Annotated in this window: 18 protein-coding genes; 9 read left to right on the top strand and 9 right to left on the bottom strand. The window is 33.7% G+C overall.

Going from position 1 to position 20774, the window contains the following annotated elements:
• Window positions 1-286: 286 nt before the first annotated feature.
• From EG358_RS06145 to EG358_RS06155, 3 genes are all read left to right on the top strand, one after another.
• On the top strand, window positions 287-1960 hold the full coding sequence (locus tag EG358_RS06145; protein WP_076561869.1) for a glutamine--tRNA ligase/YqeY domain fusion protein: 1674 nt from the start codon (window positions 287-289) through the stop codon (window positions 1958-1960).
• A 338-nt stretch (window positions 1961-2298) separates the two neighbouring features.
• Window positions 2299-3471: an MFS transporter gene (locus EG358_RS06150; protein WP_083677077.1), complete on the top strand. Its 1173-nt coding sequence runs from the start codon at window positions 2299-2301 to the stop codon at window positions 3469-3471.
• A 118-nt stretch (window positions 3472-3589) separates the two neighbouring features.
• Window positions 3590-5620 (top strand): TonB-dependent receptor, encoded by a 2031-nt coding sequence (locus tag EG358_RS06155; protein ID WP_076561867.1) that lies wholly within the window; start codon window positions 3590-3592, stop codon window positions 5618-5620.
• Between the two features lie 4 nt (window positions 5621-5624).
• Here EG358_RS06155 and EG358_RS06160 read toward each other — a convergent pair whose 3' ends face one another.
• Together EG358_RS06160 and EG358_RS06165 are read right to left on the bottom strand one after the other, a co-directional pair.
• Window positions 5625-6617, bottom strand: a complete 993-nt coding sequence (locus tag EG358_RS06160; protein WP_076561866.1) for a S41 family peptidase — start codon at window positions 6615-6617, stop codon at window positions 5625-5627.
• A gap of 59 nt (window positions 6618-6676) precedes the next feature.
• Window positions 6677-7639, bottom strand: coding sequence for a YpdA family putative bacillithiol disulfide reductase (locus EG358_RS06165; protein WP_076561865.1), 963 nt, complete (start codon window positions 7637-7639; stop codon window positions 6677-6679).
• A gap of 154 nt (window positions 7640-7793) precedes the next feature.
• Here EG358_RS06165 and EG358_RS06170 point away from each other — a divergent pair, with 154 nt between their 5' ends.
• Window positions 7794-8429 (top strand): hypothetical protein, encoded by a 636-nt coding sequence (locus EG358_RS06170; RefSeq protein ID WP_076561864.1) that lies wholly within the window; start codon window positions 7794-7796, stop codon window positions 8427-8429.
• Window positions 8430-8478: 49 nt separating this feature from the next.
• Here EG358_RS06170 and EG358_RS06175 read toward each other — a convergent pair whose 3' ends face one another.
• From EG358_RS06175 to EG358_RS06205, 7 genes are all read right to left on the bottom strand, one after another.
• Window positions 8479-9771, bottom strand: a complete 1293-nt coding sequence (locus EG358_RS06175; RefSeq protein ID WP_076561863.1) for a glycosyltransferase family protein — start codon at window positions 9769-9771, stop codon at window positions 8479-8481.
• Between the two features lie 126 nt (window positions 9772-9897).
• A complete protein-coding gene (locus tag EG358_RS06180; protein WP_076561862.1) occupies window positions 9898-12438 on the bottom strand; it encodes a YfhO family protein in 2541 nt (846 codons plus the stop codon).
• A 52-nt stretch (window positions 12439-12490) separates the two neighbouring features.
• Complete coding sequence (locus tag EG358_RS06185; protein WP_074229835.1) at window positions 12491-12718, bottom strand: hypothetical protein; 228 nt, start codon at window positions 12716-12718, stop codon at window positions 12491-12493.
• 87 nt (window positions 12719-12805) lie between these two features.
• Window positions 12806-13852, bottom strand: a complete 1047-nt coding sequence (locus tag EG358_RS06190) for a DUF6263 family protein (protein WP_076561861.1) — start codon at window positions 13850-13852, stop codon at window positions 12806-12808.
• A 21-nt stretch (window positions 13853-13873) separates the two neighbouring features.
• Window positions 13874-14614, bottom strand: a complete 741-nt coding sequence (rlmB, locus tag EG358_RS06195; RefSeq protein ID WP_066681467.1) for a 23S rRNA (guanosine(2251)-2'-O)-methyltransferase RlmB — start codon at window positions 14612-14614, stop codon at window positions 13874-13876.
• Between the two features lie 47 nt (window positions 14615-14661).
• Entirely contained in the window at window positions 14662-15054 is a 393-nt protein-coding gene (locus EG358_RS06200) for a four helix bundle protein (protein WP_076561860.1), read from the bottom strand.
• A 32-nt stretch (window positions 15055-15086) separates the two neighbouring features.
• Window positions 15087-15557, bottom strand: a complete 471-nt coding sequence (locus EG358_RS06205; protein WP_076561859.1) for a DinB family protein — start codon at window positions 15555-15557, stop codon at window positions 15087-15089.
• A gap of 252 nt (window positions 15558-15809) precedes the next feature.
• Here EG358_RS06205 and EG358_RS06210 point away from each other — a divergent pair, with 252 nt between their 5' ends.
• The 5 genes from EG358_RS06210 (at window position 15810) to EG358_RS06230 (ending at window position 20769) form a co-directional block, all read left to right on the top strand.
• The gene (locus tag EG358_RS06210) at window positions 15810-16814 is read left to right on the top strand and encodes an AAA family ATPase (protein WP_076561858.1); all 1005 of its coding nucleotides are present in this window, start codon (window positions 15810-15812) and stop codon (window positions 16812-16814) included.
• Between the two features lie 86 nt (window positions 16815-16900).
• On the top strand, window positions 16901-17764 hold the full coding sequence (locus tag EG358_RS06215; RefSeq protein WP_076561857.1) for a DUF58 domain-containing protein: 864 nt from the start codon (window positions 16901-16903) through the stop codon (window positions 17762-17764).
• 116 nt (window positions 17765-17880) lie between these two features.
• Entirely contained in the window at window positions 17881-18777 is an 897-nt protein-coding gene (locus tag EG358_RS06220; protein ID WP_394337944.1) for a BatD family protein, read from the top strand.
• The gene (locus tag EG358_RS06225) at window positions 18770-19762 is read left to right on the top strand and encodes a vWA domain-containing protein (protein ID WP_076561855.1); all 993 of its coding nucleotides are present in this window, start codon (window positions 18770-18772) and stop codon (window positions 19760-19762) included. The genes EG358_RS06220 and EG358_RS06225 overlap by 8 nt, the downstream gene beginning before the upstream one ends.
• Complete coding sequence (locus tag EG358_RS06230) at window positions 19762-20769, top strand: vWA domain-containing protein (protein ID WP_076561854.1); 1008 nt, start codon at window positions 19762-19764, stop codon at window positions 20767-20769. Before EG358_RS06225 ends, EG358_RS06230 begins: the two co-directional genes overlap by 1 nt.
• Window positions 20770-20774 lie beyond the last annotated feature (5 nt).

Genomic DNA, 20774 nt, shown 5'->3' on the forward strand with positions numbered 1-20774 from the left:
TTTATATATTCTAAAAAATAGAATATATGTCTTCTAATTTTTTGCATGGTGATGATTTTTGTTAAAGTTTGTAAATACAATATTTTAGCAATAATCTTTATTAATTAAGTAATTACTAAAGATTTAATGTTATAATTACTAAATGCGTTTTTATACATAGAAAATATTGTGCCAAATTGAAATGAAAATTTATTAATTTAGCTTTTAAACTATAATTTCTTAAAACCCATTAAATTTCTTAAATTTGCAGATTGTCAGATAATACGACATTTTAAAGCGAATTTTAATGGAAGAAGAAAAAAAAACACTCAATTTTATTGAGCAAATTATCGAAGATGATTTGGCAAACGGTTTGAAACAAGATCAGATCCGTTTCCGTTTTCCGCCTGAACCAAACGGTTATTTGCATGTAGGTCACACAAAAGCGATCTGCATCAACTTCGGTTTGGGTGAAAAATACAATGCTCCCGTAAACCTTCGTTTCGACGATACAAACCCTGAAAAAGAAGAGCAGGAATTTGTAGATTCTATTATGAAAGACGTCGAGTGGCTAGGTTTTAAGTGGGATAAAGTATTGTACGCATCCGATTACTTCCAGCAGCTTTACGATTGGGCTGTACAATTGATTAAGGAAGAAAAAGCTTACGTTGATGAGCAACCTTCTGAAGTCATTACCGAGCAAAGAAAAAATCCTGCAGAACCGGGAGTAGAATCTCCATTTAGAAATCGTCCTGTTGAAGAATCTTTAGATTTATTTGAAAGGATGAAAAACGGCGAATTTGAAAGTGGCTCAATGTCTCTTCGTGCAAAAATTGACATGGCTTCACCAAATATGAACATGCGTGACCCTGTGATGTACAGAATCTTGAATAAGCCTCACCACAGAACAGGTACTGCCTGGAAAATTTATCCAATGTATGACTGGGCGCATGGTGAATCTGACTATTTAGAACAAGTTTCGCATTCATTATGTTCTTTGGAGTTTGAAAACCATAGACCACTTTACAACTGGTATTTAGACCAAGTATACGAAGAAGGTAAGGTTAAAAATAAGCAAAGAGAATTTGCGAGAATGAACGTTTCTTATATGATCACTTCCAAAAGAAAACTACAAAGGCTAATCGCTGAAAATGTAGTCAATGGTTGGGATGATCCTAGAATGCCTACAATTTCCGGAATGAGGAGAAAAGGCTTCACGGCTAATGCAATCAGAAACTTTATTGATAAAGTTGGGGTTGCAAAAAGAGAAAATTTAATTGAAATCCAATTATTAGATTTTTGTGTTCGTGAAGATCTTAATAAAGTGGCTAAACGTGTGATGGCCGTTGTAGATCCTATCAAATTGGTCATTGAAAATTATCCAGAAGGCAAGGAGGAATGGTTGACTACCGAAAATAATAATGAGCAGGAAGATGCAGGAACAAGAGAAATTCCTTTCTCAAGAGAATTATATATTGAGCGCGAAGACTTCAAGGAAGAAGCGGGCAATAAGTTCTTTAGATTAAGACTGGGTGGCGAAGTCCGTTTAAAGTCTGCTTACATCATTAAAGGCGAAAGAGTAGAGAAGGATGAAAATGGAGAGATTACAACCATTTACGCTACTTATGACGAAAAATCTAAATCTGGAAGCGGAACTGAAGAAAGTTTGAGAAAAGTAAAAGGTACCATTCACTGGGTTTCTGCGCAGCATGCAATTCCTATTGAAGTAAGAAATTACGAAAAATTATTCACTGTTGAACAGCCTGATGCTGAGAAAGATGTAGATTTCTTAAATTTCATTAACCCTGAATCTGTCAATATAATTCAAGGATTTGGTGAGCCTAGTTTAAAGGATGTTGCTGTGGGTGAACCGCTTCAGTTCCAGAGAATTGGCTACTTTACGAAAGATCAGGATTCTACAGATACAAATTTTGTGTTCAATAGAACTGTGACGTTAAAAGACTCTTATAAGCCGGAGTAAAAAATTTATTTATATCATATAAATGAAACAGGGCTTAATTTTTAAGCTCTGTTTTTTGTTTTTAAATATTACTGTACCATAAAATGCCACGAATACTTGAATATTTTTTGTGTTATTAATGAGAAATATTAATGCTATTTGTGTTTAAAAGTCCCGAAGAGACGATTTAATAAAGGATAGGATGAAAATCCTATCAATGAAAAAAGATAATTTAATAAATAAAAGATGAAATTCTATCAAAAATTATCAACGAATTATCATCAAATTAAAATTAGAAAATTGTGAAACTATTACATATATACGCCAGTTCATACAAAGGGCTATCGAAAGAAAGCTGGATGCTTGCATTGGTAATGCTCATCAACCGTGCAGGTTCGATGGTGCTCCCATTTTTGGGAGTTTATATGACTGCACATTTAAAATTCAGTATAGAACATACAGGAATTGTACTTAGCTTTTTCGGGATCGGTTCTGTAATTGGTTCTTGGATAGGCGGATTTATCACCGATAAAATTGGGGAGTATAAAGTACAGTATCTCAGTTTGTTGCTGAGCGTTCCGCTGTTTTGTTTAATTCCTCTTTTTAAAACGGAAGTGGGAGTTGCTGCTATTATTTTGATTCAAAGTATTGTAAGTGACTCCTTTCGTCCGGCAAATTCAGTTGCGATTACCAAATATGCGAAACCGGAAAATATTACAAGAGCATTTTCATTAAACCGAATGGCGGTCAATTTAGGATTCTCTATCGGTCCGGCTTTAGGTGGAATTTTGTCGGCAATTTCTTATGAGTTTTTATTCTTTTCAAATGCTTTAGCAGCTTTATTGGCCGGGATTTTATACATTATATTCTTTCGAAAACGCAATAAACTCGCAAAACTGAAAGCAAGAAAAGTGAAAGAAGCGATTGAGATTAAAAAAGAAAATTCTCCTTATCAGGATAATAAATTTTTAATTTACTGTTTCTTGTGTATGCTTTTTTCAATCTGTTTTTTCCAGCTATTCAGTACTTTGACAATTTTTTATACGGATACTGCTCACTTAAGTCAGCAAAATATCGGTTATTTATTAGGGTACAGCGGATTTATAGTTGTGTTATTAGAAATGGGATTGGTTCAGATTGCCGAAAAATATCTGAGCTTAGCTAGAACCATGTTTTTAGGAACCTTTATTTGTGGGCTTTCTTATGCGATGTTGGGCTTCGATTATAGTATTATCACTTTAGTAATTTCAATGACTTTATTGTCGATTGGTGAGATTTGGGCATTGCCTTTTATGTCGACGATCACCGCCTTAAGATCAGGAAAAAACAACAAAGGCGCCTATATGGGGTTGAATGGAATTTCTTTTTCAATCGCATTTATTGTGACCCCATATTTGGGAACTTTGATTGCTGAAAAACTAGGATTTACCGTTTTATGGATTGGTACCGGAGTGTTGGCAACCTTGATTGCTATTGCATTCTACTTTATTGTTCCATGGATGATTAAAGACAACAAGGAAATTGTTGACTAAATATTTTAAATGATATAAGAAAGTTGCAAATTTGCAGCTTTCTTTTTTTTTGATTAATTCACAAAACATTAATTTTAAATAAACAAAAAACAGTATAATTTTTGCTTTGCATTGCACAATGACAAAAATATATTTTCTTCTTTCAACCCTGTCCGCAACATTTTTACTGTCTCAAAAAAAAGATTCTGTCAACTTAATTTCAGAAGTAAAAATTGATGCCTATAAAAAACCTACTACTTTTATAGCTTCTACAAAATCAGTTTCGGTAGTTTCAGAAAATTTACTCAATCAAAATACACCGGAAAGAATGCTGGAATCGATCAATCAAATTGCAGGAGCAAGAATGGAAGAACGTTCCCCAGGAAGTTACAGGATTTCGCTTCGTGGAAGCACTTTACGCTCACCTTTTGGAGTTCGGAATGTAAAGGTTTATCTGGATGATTTTATTTTGTCAGACGCTTCCGGAAATACTTATTTTAATGTGATTTCTCCAGAACTTATTGATCGAATGGAAATTTATAAAGGCCCGGAAAGTGGGGATTATGGAGCTGTAACTGGCGGAACAGTGCTTTTAAAAACAAAATCTTCAGACAATTTATCAGCTAATTTATCCACCGGAAGTTATAGAACGTTTAACCAGAGTTTTAATTTTTCTAAACAAATCGGGAAACATTTTTTGGAAGTTTTTCAAAATTATTATCAAACCGATTCTTATCGTGAACAGTCGAAAGTAAAGAGAAAGCAAATCTTTATAAAAGATAATTTTCAATATTCAGAAAAGGGAATTTTAAAAGGAATGTTGATGTATTCTGATCTTGATTATCAAACTCCGGGCGGACTGACTTTGGAGCAGATGAATATTGACAGAAAGCAAGCCCGACCGGGAACTGCAACACTTCCGGGTGCTGAAGAACAGAACGCAGGAATTCGCAATAAAATGATTCTTGCGGGGCTTTCAAATGAATATCAATTTAATCATAATTTTTTGCATTTTATTTTAGTTCAGGGCTCTTACGTAGATTTTGAAAATCCGTTTATTACCAATTTTGAAAACCGTTTTGAAAAGAATTTTGCGGTAAGAACCCATTTTAATTATGAGAAAATGTGGGATAAAATTTCATTAGCCTACCGATTCGGTTTTGAAGGTGGAATTAATGATATTTTCGTTAAAAATTATGATAATAACAACGGTTTTGAAGGAAATCCACAAAATTTTGATCAGATCAAAAATACTTCAGGGTTTTATTTTCTATCTCAGAAATTAAATGTTAATAAAAAATTTTTTAGCGATATTTCGGTAAGTTTAAATTCTAATTCTTACGATTGGGAAAGGCTTTATCCACGAACAGAAAACGGAAATATACATTTTAAAAATCAATGGCTTCCTAATTTTGGAGTAACCTATCTTTTAGAAAAAGGTTTTTCGGTTAGAGGGAAAATCGGAAAAGGAAATTCTGCGCCAACGAATGAAGAAATCCGTTCTTCCACACAAGAATTTAATGTCAATCTCAATCCGGAATATGGCTGGAATAAAGAAGTGGGAATCCGAAAGCAGTTTGTAAATTCCTTTTTTGTGGAAGCAAACTATTTTGATTTTCGACTCAATGATGCAATTGTGAGAAGGCAAAATGAAGCCGGACAGGAATATTTTGTGAATTCAGGGGAAACTGTTCAGAAAGGCTTTGAAGTTTTGTTGGAGTCTAAAAATTTTGATCTTAAAAATGATTTTTTCAGCCAGTTGAAATTCAGATTTTCAGGAAGTTTTTATGATTTTAAATTTAAAAATTATCAGCAAAATCAAAATGATTTTTCAGGAAATGATGTAACGGGAGTTCCAAGAACGACGATAAACAGTTTGCTTAATTTTACTTTTTTCAAAAAACTTTATGTTGATTATTCTCATTTTTATACTTCAAAAATACCTTTGAATGATGCGAATTCTGTTTATTCGAAATCAAATTTAATTGGAAATATTCAATTTAGATTTCCGGTAGATTTTGAGAAAACAAGAGTGAATTTATATCTGCAAGTTCAGAATTTATATAATGAAGAGTATGTTTTAGGTTTTGACATCAATGCTTTTGGAAACCGATATTATAATCCTGCAGCGAAAAGAAATTTTATTTTGGGAATAAAGGTTGATTTTTAATTTTTTATTTGCCATCAATGTACTTAAACGCTTCTTTTAAATATGTTTCATTCGTTTTTGCTTTGTCAGCTGATTTTTCAATGATGATATTTGGTGGAATTCCTTCACCAATTTTAGCATATTCTTTTCCTGTTCTATCAACGATATTACCAACCGTAAGTACAAGGAAAGACCCATCGGATAATTTGTATTCCTGGTTTCCTGATGTTAAACCCTGCGTGTTGGTGCCGATAATCTTTACATTTTTTTGACCAACAAATGCAGCGGTAATAAATTCTGCTGAACTTCCGGTGACTTTATCTACCAATATGGCAACTGGTTTTTTTGTCGGTTTGGGCTCTTTTTGTGTCAGTTGAAACATCTGTGTAGCTGTTGAACCTTCATAAAATTTAGCGTCTTTATAATTGTAATACTCAATTTGTCCTTCCGCATCTTTTGTGCCGACTACATTTTTAGTATCTAAAAAAGGAGCTATTGCAGCATACATCGGATAAAGCATTCCTCCAAAATTTCCTCTCAAATCAATGATCCAGCCTTTAGGTTTACTTTTTTGTAAATCATTAACCTTAGCATAAAAAGTATTAATATACATGTTCCAGTCATCTTTATTGAACGAGCCTATATCCGGTAAATTGATGTAAGCATAGTTATTTTCAAGGATTTCACTTTTAATGACCGGAAACTCCTGACCCGTTGCTTTGTATCCTAAAGTGTAGGCTTTTACCACTTCTGCAGGATAAAAATTAGAATGAGAATCGTTTAATGAATTTAAAGCATTTTTAATAATGGGATAAGTCTCTTTTATCGTTTTAGCTTTCGATGCTTCTGCAAGAGTTTTATCAAATATTTCATCCCAATTGAGCTTTGATTTATTCACCGATTTACTTTTCATAATTTTCAGCGCTTTGGTAACATACACTCGAATGCTATCTGACTGAGCTGAAATTGTAATTGAAAAAAATGTGGTAAGTAATGCGAAGATGATGTTTCTTTTCATATTGAAATTGAATATTTCAAAAGTAAAAATATATTGTTATATTTCTTATAATAAAATAATTACGTTGAAAGAATGTTTCGAATAATCATTTCTGCATGAATTCTTGAATTTTCGATAAACCAAAGATGAGTATCTTTCCCACCACAAACTACGCCTGCTAAATATAAATTTTCAATATTTGTTTCCATGGTTTCATGGTTGTAGATAGGATTTAAACATTCTCCCTGCAAATCAATACCAGAATTTTTAAGAAAATCAAAATCAGGAAGATAACCAGTCATTGCCAATACAAAATCATTTTCAATTTCCTGAATTTCACCTTTTTTATCTTTAAAAATAACCGTTTTCTCTTTAATTTCTATCAATTCAGCATTAAAATGAGCTTTAATACTTCCTTCTGCAATCCTGTTTTCAATATCTGGTTTTACCCAATATTTTACATTTTCAGAAATTTCAGAATTACGAATAATCATCGTCACTTCAGCACCTTTTCTATAAGTTTCTAAAGCGGCATCAACGGAAGAATTACTCGATCCGATGACTACAATTTTCTGTTTTGCATAAGGGTAAGGTTCGGTATAATAATGCTTTACTTTCTCAAGATTTTCTCCGGGAATATTCATCAGATTCGGAATATCATAAAACCCGGTCGAGATAATGACGTTCTTGGCAGTATATTTTGATTTGGAAGTTTCAATTTCAAATATTTTTCCGTTTTTAGAAACTTTTAATACTTTTTCGTAAAGGTGAATGTTGATGTTTTTTTGCCTCGCAATTCCCTGATAATATTCCAGCGCTTCCTGTCTTCCCGGTTTGGGTGCAGCCGAGATAAAAGGAATTTCTGCAATTTCAAGCTTATCTGCCGTCGAAAAAAACTTCATGTATAAAGGATAATTGTAAAGCGAATTTACAATCGTTCCTTTTTCTATAATTAAATAATTCAGGTTGTTTTTCTTGGCTTCGAGTGCGCAGTTGAGACCAATCGGCCCGGCTCCGATAATCAGAATATCTAAAATTTCCATATAACAAAAATACAAAAAAGCTTGAAGCAAGAGGCTTTTAGTAATAAGTCAAAAACAATAATTATAATATTTAAACTCTATTCATTCAATTGAACACTAAAAATTTAAAACTCAAAACTGGCACCTCTTTTGAACTTTTCACGAAAATTTTATAATGAGAAAATCTTTTTTAGCAATCTTACTTTTAACAGCGTTGTCGTGTGAGAAAAAACAAGATAAAAATCCCGTAGTTTCTACGGATAATCTGAAAAGATCAAATGAAAGAGCAGATACAAAACCTGAAGCGTTCTCAAAAGAAGTAGCTTTGAAAAAGACCAATGACGAGCTTTTACAAGCGCTAAAAGTAGGTTATTATGATGTTTTTGCCAATTATATTCATCCTGAAAAAGGGGTGAGATTTTCGATGTATGCTTTTGTTAACCGAAATGAAGACAAGCATTTCTCAAAAACCGATTTCGAGAAATATCTGCCTACAAAAACTATCTTTACTTGGGGCTCCAGAGATGGGTCGGGTGCGATTTATAAAGCAACTCTTGAGCAATATCTCAAAAATTGGGTATTTAAAAAAGATTTCACAAAATCTGACTATGCATTTGATACATTTTTAGGCACAGGTAATTCTCTTAATAATTTAAAAGAAATATATCCAAATACCAATTTCACAGAAAATTATATTCCCGGATCTGAAAAAAATGGAGGGATGGACTGGAATGCACTCCGATTTGTGTTTGAAGAATTTGAAGGGAAATATTATGTAATCGCTGTCATCAATGACGAATGGACGATTTAAAATTCCCCTTTATTAAGGTTGGATTGAACGAAGTTGAAGACGGGATAGTTTACAGAATTTGTACCAACTGTTTCGTTAAATTTTTCCTAGAAAACTGCTCAATATTTTGAGTGTTTTCTAAAAGGTTTCCACTTTTCCACAGTTCGAATTTTTCTAAAATAAAATCTTCAATTTGTTTGGAATCATTGTATCCAAAATGTTTTCCGGCTTTTGTTTCATCTAAAATTTTTGCAACATCAGCTTCATTAGGACCGAAAGAAATAATTTGTTTGCCAGTTGCTAAATATTCAAATATTTTTCCAGGAATAATACCTTTTGACGAATCATTTGGAAAATTAGTGATCAACAAAAGGGAAGATTTCGCCATCTCATCAACTGCTTTATCGTGCGAAACGTAACCAAGATTCTGAATATGATTTTTTAAGCTTGATTTTTCAATAGTTTCTAAAATTTTGTCATCAATTCTTCCGACAAATTTAAGGTTGAAGTTTTCTGCAAAATCTGAATTGGTTTTCACTAAATTATCGAGTGCTTTCCAAAGGTTTTCAGGATTTCTTAACTGTTCTAAAACACCGATGTAACTTAGTGTAAATTGGGTTGGAGAGTTTGAGGGTTGAAGGGTTTGAGGGTTTGAGTCTGTTTCATCAAATCCATTGGTGATACAAAATGCATTCGCTCCATTTTTACGGAAATTTTCAGCATCGGTATAGCTTGTAGCCAAAGTGATATCTGCATTTTTAAAAACATCAGATTCCAATTGGCGGTGTTTTTTGTCTGATCTGTTGGTCAGTTTTAAATGTTTATAATACGAAATTTCGGTCCACGGATCACGGAAATCGGCAATCCATTTTAAATCAGGGAACTTCTTTTTTAGATTTAAACCAATCAGATGCATAGAGTGGGGCGGTCCTGAAGTAACGATCGTCTCAATATTGTTAATTTTCAAATATTGCTCAAGAAATTGAGTTGAAGGATTAACCCAAAAAACACGTGCATCGGGAATGAAAAAATTACCTCTTACCCAAATCGAAAGTTTAGATTTCCAGCTTTGATTGTTGCCCACATCAAATTGCCCCGCTTTGAATTTTTTATTGCTTTTATTAAGCTTTTCCGCCAATTGATATGGCTCCCAGATTTTTGTTCTTACGATTTCCAAATCTTCAGGAACATCTTTCATTAAACTTTCATCCAATAAAGGATAGCTTGGATTTTCAGGTGTATAAATAATCGGTTTCCAGCCAAATTCTGGAAGATATTTTGCAAATTTCAGCCATCGCTGAACTCCTGGTCCTCCTGCAGGTGGCCAATAATAGGTGATGATAAGAATTTTTTTATCTTCCATGAAATTAAAATTCCGAAGAAATAAGGTTTTTAAAACATTAACTTCTTAATTCAGACCTTAATGTTTTGTTTACCATTAAGATTTAATTTAAGAAGTTAAGAATAATAAGTTTTTAAGCTTCGCTTATTAGATTTTTTCTTTAACTAAAACGTTCTCTTTTTTCTTTTTATTCAGCCAGAAAATTCCGAAAGCACTCAATGCAATGAATAATCCGAAGCAAAGAAGAGATATCCATTTTCCGGTTTCAATGACTTGTGGCTCAAAGATCATTTTGATATGATGATTTCCTGCAGGAACATGTACTGCACGCAATAAATAATCAGCTTTGATGTATGGAACTTCTTTTTCATCAACAAAAACTTTCCAGCCATGAGGATAATAAATTTCAGAGAAAACGGCTAATTGCGGAGTTTTAGACTGAGATTTAAACTCTAGTTCATTGGCTTCATATTTTGTCAGATTAATCGTTGCTGTAGAATCTGCTTGAACTGGTCTGTTATCGAAATATGATTTGTCGGAAGCATTAATAACAGCGGTTTTCTTACTGTCGATTTCCCCGATATATTTAATTTCTTCGTCCGGAGTATTTACAAATTTTAAATCACTTACAAACCATGCATTTCCATTGGCTTTAGGATTCGGAACAACTTGTGGCTCTCCCGGATTTCCAAAAATCATGTATTTAGTATTGAGTAAATTCAGGATTTTTGGAGTTTTTACGCTATCGACTTTAGAAATATATTCATTTAATAAGTCATCATATCTTCTCAGTTTCACCGCATGATAACCTCCGATTGAAGCTTTAAAATAAGAAGTGTTAGTTTCGCTCGTTGTTCCTAAAACCTGGTTGTAAATTCGGTAATGTTTTTTGTCATTTTCAGCAATTGTTTCTAATGTTTTATTCACAGGAATACTTGCTAAAATAGACTGTAGGTTTGGGTTATCACCTACTTTTTCAGCTAAATAATCTGAACCTTCAGTTTGGAAAGGGTTTTCAGCAAAGATTTTATCTACATAATTATCATCGTTTAGATAACGCTTATTTACAGACCAAAGATCAAATAAACTTATCAATCCGATGATAATTAAAGCAATATTCTGATTAAGCTTTTGTTTTAAAGCAAAGAATAAAACGGCTACCGTGATCCCGACGTACAAGAAAGCTTTTATTGCATCAGTTCTGAACATACTGAAACGTTCATCAACCAAATAATCAAGTAGAAAAGGTGGTAAGTATACTTTTTCGTTATCCGTGGCAAAACCTAAAATTGATTTTCCGAAAACAATTAGAATTAAAGTTAAACCTAAAGTTCCACCTCCAACATACGTAAGGATTTTCTTTTTGTAGTCTTCTTCCAACGTTTCGCTATTGAAGAATCTATACAATCCGATAATCGCTATTAATGGAAATAACAATTCCACAACAACCAAAATAGAAGAAGGTGCTCTGAATTTGCTGTAAAATGGAACGTAATCGATAAAGAAATCTGAAAGCGGCATGAAATTGCTTCCCCAAGCCAACAAAATAGTTAGAATGGTAGCACCTAAAATCCAATAACGGTATTTTTTTGAGGCAAAAAAGAATCCCAAAAGTGCTAAGAAACAAACAATGGCACCTTGATAAGCTGGTCCCGAAGTTCCCGGTTGATCTCCCCAATATGTCAAGCTTCCAAATCCTTTTGAAACTCTATCCATTTCTGCCTGAGAAGTTACATTGTCCTGAACCATCTGCTGTACTTTTTCCATCATTGCAGCTCCTTCAGGTTCCTGGCTTCCGCCACCCATTAATCTTGGGATAAATAGGTTTAAAGTTTCCAGTTTACCGTAGCTCCACATCAGGATACTTTCTTTATCCATTCCTGTATTTCCGGCAGTATGGGTTTCGGTATTCAGAATTTGTTTTCCTCTTACTGTTTCTTTGATGTACTCAGAATTAGCCATGATTCGCTGAGAATTCATCCCAACTCCGATTGCCAAAGCAGAAGCTATAATTCCTGATGAAATCAAAAAATGCTTCATCGGAACTTTCTTTTTGATCGCTCTTACCAATTCAGAAATAAATAAAAATCCTAAGCCTAAGAATAAATAATAGGTCATTTGTGGATGGTTTGCTGCAACCTGTAATCCGAAGAAAAGGGTGGTTACAATAAATCCGAGGACGTATTTTTTTCTGATATAAACCAATAAAATCCCGGCTAAAAGTGGCGCGAAATATTCTATTGTGTTTACTTTTCCGTTGTGTCCGGCTGCAATAATGATGTAAAAATAAGTGGAGAGCCCAAAAAATGTGGCTCCCAAAAGGGCGTATTTCCAATTTCTGACGGCAACCATTCCTAAAAGGAAAAACCCTGAGAACAGTAAAAGCAGATAATTAACCGGTCTTGGCAGAATATTCAGATAGCTATCAAGTTTTTTGATAACGTCGCCTTCAAAACGGCTTCCCATCTGGTAAGTGGGCATTCCGCCAAACATAGAGTCGCTCCAGTAAGTTTCTTTATCATAATTGTTACGATAATCAATCAACTCTTTTGCGCCACCTCGATACTGTACAATATCATGCTGGAAAAGCTGTTTCCCCGTAAAAACAGGAGTAGAATATAAAAATGCTAAAACTAAAAATGCAATTAATGAAACTGCAATATATATTAAGTTTTTGTTTTTTGCCATCTTGGTTATTAAGTAGATTTTAATTTAGGTGTTTTAGAGAGTCAAAATAATATTATCTTTTCTCTTTCACCTCTTCATAGTCCACAGTTTCTGCGTCCCACTTTACTTTTTTTTCAATATTCGTTTTTGAGTTTTTGGTTTCCTGCTGCTGATTGTTATTGGGTTTGAAGCCCATGAAATTATAAAACTTTTTGAAGAAAATTCTCTTCAAAATATTCCAGACAAAAAAAATAACAATGGTTGCGAGAACGATCTCAAAAATTCCTTTGATAAAAGACATATTACTTTTTATTTAATAATTCAAAGTTCAAGGTTTAAAGTTTTAAAATTTCAGTTCTAAAACTTTCAGACACTCAAACCCTAAAACTTATTTAGATGAAGGGTTTACCATTACAGAAGAGTTAGAAACACTTTTCATAGACTGAGATTGCTTTCCGTCTGAAATAGTTTCCACCTGCGTAGTTTTTACACTGATGTTTTGGTTGTTAATCCACCCAGTGTTTTGGTCAAACTTGATTGTTCCGTTTTGAGACAATTCACTGCTCATGCTGTGCGTCATCGGACCTTGAGATTTTTTCTCTTCTTTTTTAGGAATTCCACCAGTGATTGCAATTTCTACAATGCCGTTTCCTGCACTTTTCAGGGTATAGTTTGAAGTTACTTTGATTTTTCCGGCTTCATCTGCGCTTTCAGAAGTACTCCATTTTTCACCAATTTTCGCTCCTTTTTTAGGAATTACAGAAAGGTTTTTTTCAAACTGATCTTTCAGAACTTTTTCGTTAAAGCTTTCTTTAAGGCTTGCCACAACGCTTGCTCTTTGGTTAGCGTCTTTAACGATGTTTTTAAGCGCATCAGAAATTTTTGTGTAAACAGCTTCAAATCCGGTGATAGAAATTACGTTTCCATTCGTATCCATCTTCATATTCAGCTTGTTTCCGGTAAGTGCTTTATTCACATTCCAGATCATTTTCAGATCATCTTCTTTAGGAAGAGGAAGTTTGGTATCTACAATAACCGTTTTTCCTTGTGCAGATTGAGAGTTTCTCTTTCCAATCAGGTTGATGGTAAGATCATAAACATTCCCTTTGATATCATTCACTGTGAAACTCATTTCGTCAGTAGATTCGCTGGTTCCGGTCATGGTTTTGCCTTGCGGATCAGTCATCGTTTTTGTATCTCTTTGGTACGTTGTCAAAGGATAAGTTTTTCCTTTTTCAAGCTTAAAAGTCTGTTTGAAAATACCCACAGAATCTTTGATCGCAGCATCTGCTTTTACTTCTTTTACAGAATCTGCAGGAACTTCTACGGTGATTGTTTTTCCTGTTTTAGGATCTATTTTTGTTACGGTTGCTGTTTCCTTTTTACATGAAACAAGTGCTATTGAGATTAGCGCTAATGCTGCTATGTTTTTCATTAAATAATTTTAAAAGGTGAATTAAATTTTTGTGATTTTCTGTCTCATTGCTTCATATAAAATAGCTCCACAAGCTACAGAAACGTTCAAAGACTGTGTTTTTCCTTCTATCGGAAGTTTTATTTTTTCGTCTGAATGATGCAGAACTTCTTTAGAAATTCCGGTCTCTTCATTTCCCATTACAATGGCGCAAGGCGCAGTAAAATCAACGTCGTATATCAATTTTTGTGCCTTTTCGGTTGCAGAAAATACTGCAATTCCACTTTGTTGTAAAAAATCTACAACGTGAGCCAGATTGGGTTCTTTACAAATTTTAATGTTGTACATGGCTCCGGCTGAAGTTTTTATCGCATCAGAATTTACCGGTGCACCTCCTTTTTCAGGAATTACAATCGCATCAATTCCTACACATTCTGCAGTTCTGCAAATTGCTCCGAAGTTTCTTACATCAGTTAACCTATCCAAAATTAAAATGAATGGCGTTTTACCTTCTTCAAATAATTCAGGAACAATATTTTCAATTCTGTGAAACGGAACATCAGAAATAAAAGCTACCACACCCTGGTGGTTTTTCCTTGTAAAACGGTTAAGTTTCTCTACCGGAACGTAGTTGGGACGTATTTTATTTTTTGCTAAAATAGCTTTCAGTTCAGCGTAAATCTCACCCTGCAATGCATTTTGTACAAAAATTTTGTCAATAGTTTTTCCAGCTTCAATAGCTTCCAATACGGGACGAAGCCCAAAAATAAAATCGTCTTTCATATGTATAGTTCAACGTTTAAGGTTTAAAGTTCAATGTTAAAATGTGTCTATAATTTAAACTTTGTCCCTTTCAAGTCTGTATTCTTTAAATAATTTATAAATGAGCCCATTTTTTTGCTCAATATTTCAGTTTGCTCTTTTAAATTTTCAAATTTTTCAGGAGTTATAAATTTCCTGTCAAATACTCTGTATAATTGTGATCTGGTTTCTCCACATGAAGCTTTTGCAATTGAAAGAAAGTTGATAAATTCTTTATTTCCGTTTCTTTCAAATCCTTCAGCAATGTTATCCATGATTGAACCTGATGAGCCATCAATTTGATTGCTTAGTCTAAAGTTATTTTTAAGATTCGTAGTTTCAATAATTTCAAAAATTTCAGCACACAAAATTCTGGATAATTTCCATATCTCCAAATCTTCGAATTTGCTGATTGTTGCCATAACCTTAAACTTTGAACTTCAAACCATGAACCTTAGTATTTTTCTCCTAAAATTGCTCTTTTCTGCGCCATTGCATAGCCGTAGTGCAGACTTTCGTGCATGTTGTTAAAAATAATAGCATCCTGAATACTTTTCAGATCCATTCCGAAACTTGTGGTGTAAGGCGTGTAATCTGAAAAGAAATCACTGTCGAAATCCTTCATCAAAGTTTTTGAAGTTTCGGTCAGTAAAAATTCTAAATCCTCGACTTCAGATTTTTGAACATTCAGATTCGGTAACGTGCCTTTTTTGTATGTTTCAATCCAGTATTTATCAATTCTGAACGTGTTTCCACTCAGGTAATAATGCAGCAATTGCTGTGTAGCAACGGTGTGAGCAATATTCCAATAGATGTTATTATTAAAACCATCAGGAATTAATAACAGATCCTGGTGAGAAGTGTTCTGAAGAATATCCAAAAGATTTTTTCTGACCTGTCTGTGAGCTTGAAAATGATAATTCATTTTGCAATATTTTTAATCTTCAAAAATAGTTTAATAAACTGAAAATGACAATTCTTGACCGAATCAATGAATGAAAATTTATAAATTTTTATGAAAGTAAGAGTTTCCCTGAGGTAGATTTAGTAAAAGTTCAATTATTATTCTTATATTTAAGAGAGAATATTTAACAAACTTTAACTCAAATATGGCATTAATTGTGTTGATTAGTGCAAGTATTTATCAGAAATTTACCCATTATTTTAATTCAAACTAATGTCAGATTCATATCAAGCAGAAGACATCCGTCAATTGACCGAAAAGGTTAAAGAACAAAATTATTTTTTTAATCTTCTAAGGCAGGAAATCAATAAAGCGATTATTGGTCAACATTACATGATCGATCGGCTTTTGATCGGTCTCTTAGGAAACGGACATGTTTTACTGGAAGGTGTTCCCGGTTTGGCAAAAACTTTAGCGATAAAGACTTTGGCAGAAGCAGTTCATGGTGATTTTTCAAGAATTCAGTTTACACCAGATTTACTTCCTGCAGATGTGGTGGGAACAATGATTTATAATATCAAAGAGAATGATTTTTCCATAAAAAGAGGTCCTGTTTTTGCAAATTTTGTTTTGGCAGATGAGATCAATCGAGCTCCTGCAAAAGTACAGTCTGCTCTTTTGGAAGTAATGCAGGAAAAGCAGGTGACCATCGGTGACGAAACAATGCCGTTACCGAAACCTTTTCTGGTTTTAGCTACTCAAAACCCGATTGATCAGGAAGGAACCTATCTTTTACCTGAAGCACAAAGCGACCGTTTTATGCTGAAATGTAAAATCGATTATCCTGAATTTGAAGATGAAAGAAAAGTGATGAGAATGGTTTCTACCTCACATCAACCTGAAATAAAACAGGTAATTTCATTACAGAATATTGTTGAAGCAAAAGCAATTGTCAATCAGATTTATCTCGACGAAAAAATTGAAAAATATATTTTGGACATGGTTTTTGCAACCCGTTATCCTGAAAAATATGGTCTTTCTGAACTGAAAAATTACATCAGTTTCGGAGCGTCGCCAAGAGCGTCAATCAACTTAGCCATTGCTTCGAGAGCTTATGCGTTTTTGAAAGGAAGAGCTTTTGTAATTCCTGAAGATGTAAAAGCTTTGGCGCAGGATGTTTTAAGACACAGAATCGGACTCACTTTTGAAGCTGAAGCCGAAGAAATTACTTCTGAGGAAATTGTAAATAGAATTTTAGCAAAAATTCAAGCACCTTAAAATATGATTGATAAATGATGAATTATAAATGATATCATTTTGTATTATCAATCATCATCTATCAATTATCATTTATATTAGAAACCATGCAAATAAAAGATATTGTAAAAAAAGTCAAACAAATAGAAATCCGTACCAGAAGGAAAACGGAAGCTACTTTGATGGGACAATATCATAGTGCTTTCAAAGGACAGGGAATGACTTTTTCCGAAGTTCGTCCTTATCAGTTCGGAGACGAAATCCGTAGAATCGATTGGAATAAAACAGCTCGTTTCCGTGAACCTTTCGTTAAGGTAATGGAAGAGGAAAGAGAATTGACGATGATGATTCTGGTTGATATTTCTGCATCGATGGATTATGGCACAAAAACCCAACTTAAAAGAGAATATGTTGCAGAAATTGCAGCAAGTTTAGGATTTTCTGCAGCAGGAAATAATGATAAAGTAGGAATGATTTTGTTTGCGGATAAAGTGTATAAAGTGATTCCGCCACAGAAAGGCAGGAAGCATATTTTATCGATGATCAGTCATATTTTGACCGCTGAATATATTCCTGCAGAATCAAAAGTAGATAAGGCTTTAGAATATATGATGGGGATTTTTAAAAGAAAATCTCTTGTATTTTTACTTTCCGATTTTGAGGATGATTACGATTCTAAAATTCTGCGAGTAGCATCTAAAAAACATCAGCTTTTGGGAATGAGAATTTATGACGAAAAGGATAACGAAATTCCCGATGTCGGTTATACTTTGTTGTACGATGCCGAGACAGGAAATCAGGTTTGGGCAAATACGTCGAGTGCGAGATGGAGATACACTTTTGCTGAGGCACAAAAACAGAAGCAGAGAAATCTGGAAGAAGATTTTGCCAATTCTTCAGCCTCATTTTTGAATATAAACACGGGCGAAGATTATTCAAAATTATTGTATAATTATTTTCAGAAGAAATAAAATAGAATTTGCTCTGTTATTCTGAGCGAAATGAAATGTAAAGCAGAATCTATTTGTTATATTAGATTCTTTCTTCGTCAGAATGACAGCAACATGCTAAAAATTTAGAAATAAAATTGAAAAAAATATTTTTATTACTCTCATTCTTTATCTGTGTGAATTCTTTTGCACAGTTGCTTTCTTCTAAACTGGAGAAAACGACAATCGCTTTGGGAGAAGTTAATCATTTCGTTATAAAAATAGATAATCTTAAAAGTAGTGCTGTTGTTACAGCGCCAAAAGATGAGTTGCTACCTTTTCATTTTGAAGAAATTTCAGACAGCATCAGCATCAACGCCAATACGTACGAAAGAAAAATAGAATTTGCTGTTTATGAAGAAGGAGTTTATAAAATTCCGGAGCTTGAATTTAAAGTAGGGGAAAAGGTTTTAAAAACTATTCCTTACGAAATTGAAGTGATCAATACTGCGTTGAAAGAAGACCAGATTAATGACATTATGAAGAATAAGGAAGTTGATTTGGAAGCAATTGATTACTGGCAACTTTATAAATGGTATGTTTTGGCGGCAATCGCTTTTATCTGTTTGATTTTTGTCATTGTAATGTTTGTCAAATACGGAAGAAGACGCAAAAGTTCACCTGTTGTAGCGACAAATCAGACTTTAAAAGAATTAGATTCATTAAAGAAGAAAAAATATATCGAAGAAGGGAATTACCGGTCGTTTTATGTAGAGTTAATCGATATTTCAAGAAAATTTATAACTAAACAGTACCGAATTCCTGCAGATATTTTGCTGACGGACGATCTAATAGTTTTGATGAAAGAAAACAATACCATTTCGCAGGATAACGAAAAGATTGTAGAAGATGTTTTCTTACGAGGTGATTTGGTGAAATTTGCCAAAACATTTCCTGATAAAGAAGTGATGGAAAAAGATTTTGCCGAAATAAGAGCCTTTGTGCAACGCTCATCAAAGGATATAGAATTTGAAAACCTGAGAAAAGATGTTTGATTTTGAATTTTACAGTCCGTGGTTTTTTCTTTTATTTTTGGTATTTATTCCGCTTTTATTTAAAGATTTAAGTCAGAAAAAAAGAAAAGGGATTAAAGTTCCCACAACAAAAAAAATGAACGGAAGCAGTGGAATTCTTCCCGTGCTTTTCTTATTAAAACTATCAAAATATATCATTCTTTCTGCTTTAATCATTGCTATGGCAAGACCGAGAACGTTTTCGGTTTCGCAGGACAGGGATGAAACAAAAGGAATTGATATAATGCTTGCTGTAGACGTCTCACTGAGTATGTTGTCAAAAGATTTTGAGCCTGATCGCTATGAAGTGCTGAAAAATATTGCGGTAGACTTTATTAATAAACGACCTAATGACCGATTTGGTCTTGTAAAATATAAAATGGAGGCTTTTCTGAAAGTACCATTGACGTTTGATCATGATGCCGTAAAGGAAGAAATTGTAAACATGAATCAGCGTGAAATGGTAGACGGTACTTCTGTAGGAGACGGATTGGCGGTTGCTGTAAATCACCTGATGAAAAGTAAAGCAAAAAGCAAAGTGGTTATCCTGATGACTGACGGAGTAAACAGTCCTGTAGGGAATCTCTTTCCACCGGAGATTGCTGCTGTTCTCGCTAAAGATAATCATATAAAGGTATACTGTATAGGAATTGGAACAAACGGTTATGCTTTAATGCCCGTTACTTACGATGAGTTTGGATATATTTACGACGAAAGAGAAGTTTCTATTGATGAAAATATGCTGAGAGAGATTGCTGCAACCACAGACGGCAAATACTACAGAGCAGATTCTGAAAGTAAATTGCAGGAAATCTATGCTGAGATTAATAAGCTTGAAAAAACGGATATCAATGTTTCAAGAATGTACAATTATGACGAATATTTTAGACTTTTTCTCTGGATTGCTTTAGGAATGCTGGTTTTTGATGCTATTTTACGTTGGGTACTTTATAAATTTTTAAGCTGATGGGTTGGTATTTAGGAAATTACTGGTATCTTTTGTTATTGCTGCTTCTGTCGCTATTATCATTTTTTCTGATCCGTTATCTGCGTTGGAAAAAAAGAAAAAGAGAATTATTTGCAGAATCAAAATTTCACGAAAGTTTGTTTGAAAAGAATTCGGGATTTTTAAAAATATTCCCGGTACTTTATTTTCTGGCAGCACTTTTCTTGGTATTTTCAATCATTGATCTTTTAAGCGGAAGCGAAAAAATACAAACCAAGCAAAAGATGAACAATGTGATGTTTGTATTGGATGTTTCGAATTCTATGAACGCAGAAGACATTAATCCGGACCGCCTTACTCAGGCTAAAAATTTGATCATCAATACCATGCATGAGCTTAAAAACGATAAGATAGGCATCGTTATTTTTGCAGGTGAAGCAGTTTCTATAATGCCGTTAACGACAGATTATAGCTCGGTAGAAAACTATATTTCAGATTTAGATACAGATAATATAACGATTCAGGGAACAGATTTTCTTCTCGCAATGGAAACTACAGCAACCAAATTTAAAAATATAAATAAAGGTTCGAGAAAAGTAGTTTTAATAAGCGATGGTGAAGATAATGAAGGAAATGACAATGCAGCGATACGTTTGGCAAACAAAGAAGGAATAAGTATTACTTCCGTAGGTGTTGGTACTGATGAAGGTGCGCCGGTGCCGGTTTATAAGTTTGGACAGCTTATCGGGTACAAATTTGATCAGAATGGTGAAACTGTTATCTCTAAAAGACAAACCGGGGCTCTGAAAAAAATGGCAGAATCTACTGGCGGAAGTTATATTGATGGTAATAATATGAACGATGCTCCGAAAAGAATTGCTGATGAAATCAACAAAAAAGCATCAGGCAGCAGCACAACGGTCAATTCTCAGAATGCCAATCACTATTACCAATACTTTTTAGGCGTTTCTATATTTTTCTTTTTGATGATTTTTCTATTTAATCCTAAAAGAGATTTTAATGTTTAAAGTAA

The organism is Chryseobacterium indoltheticum, assembly GCF_003815915.1.
GTDB classification, from domain to species: Bacteria; Bacteroidota; Bacteroidia; order Flavobacteriales; family Weeksellaceae; genus Chryseobacterium; species Chryseobacterium indoltheticum.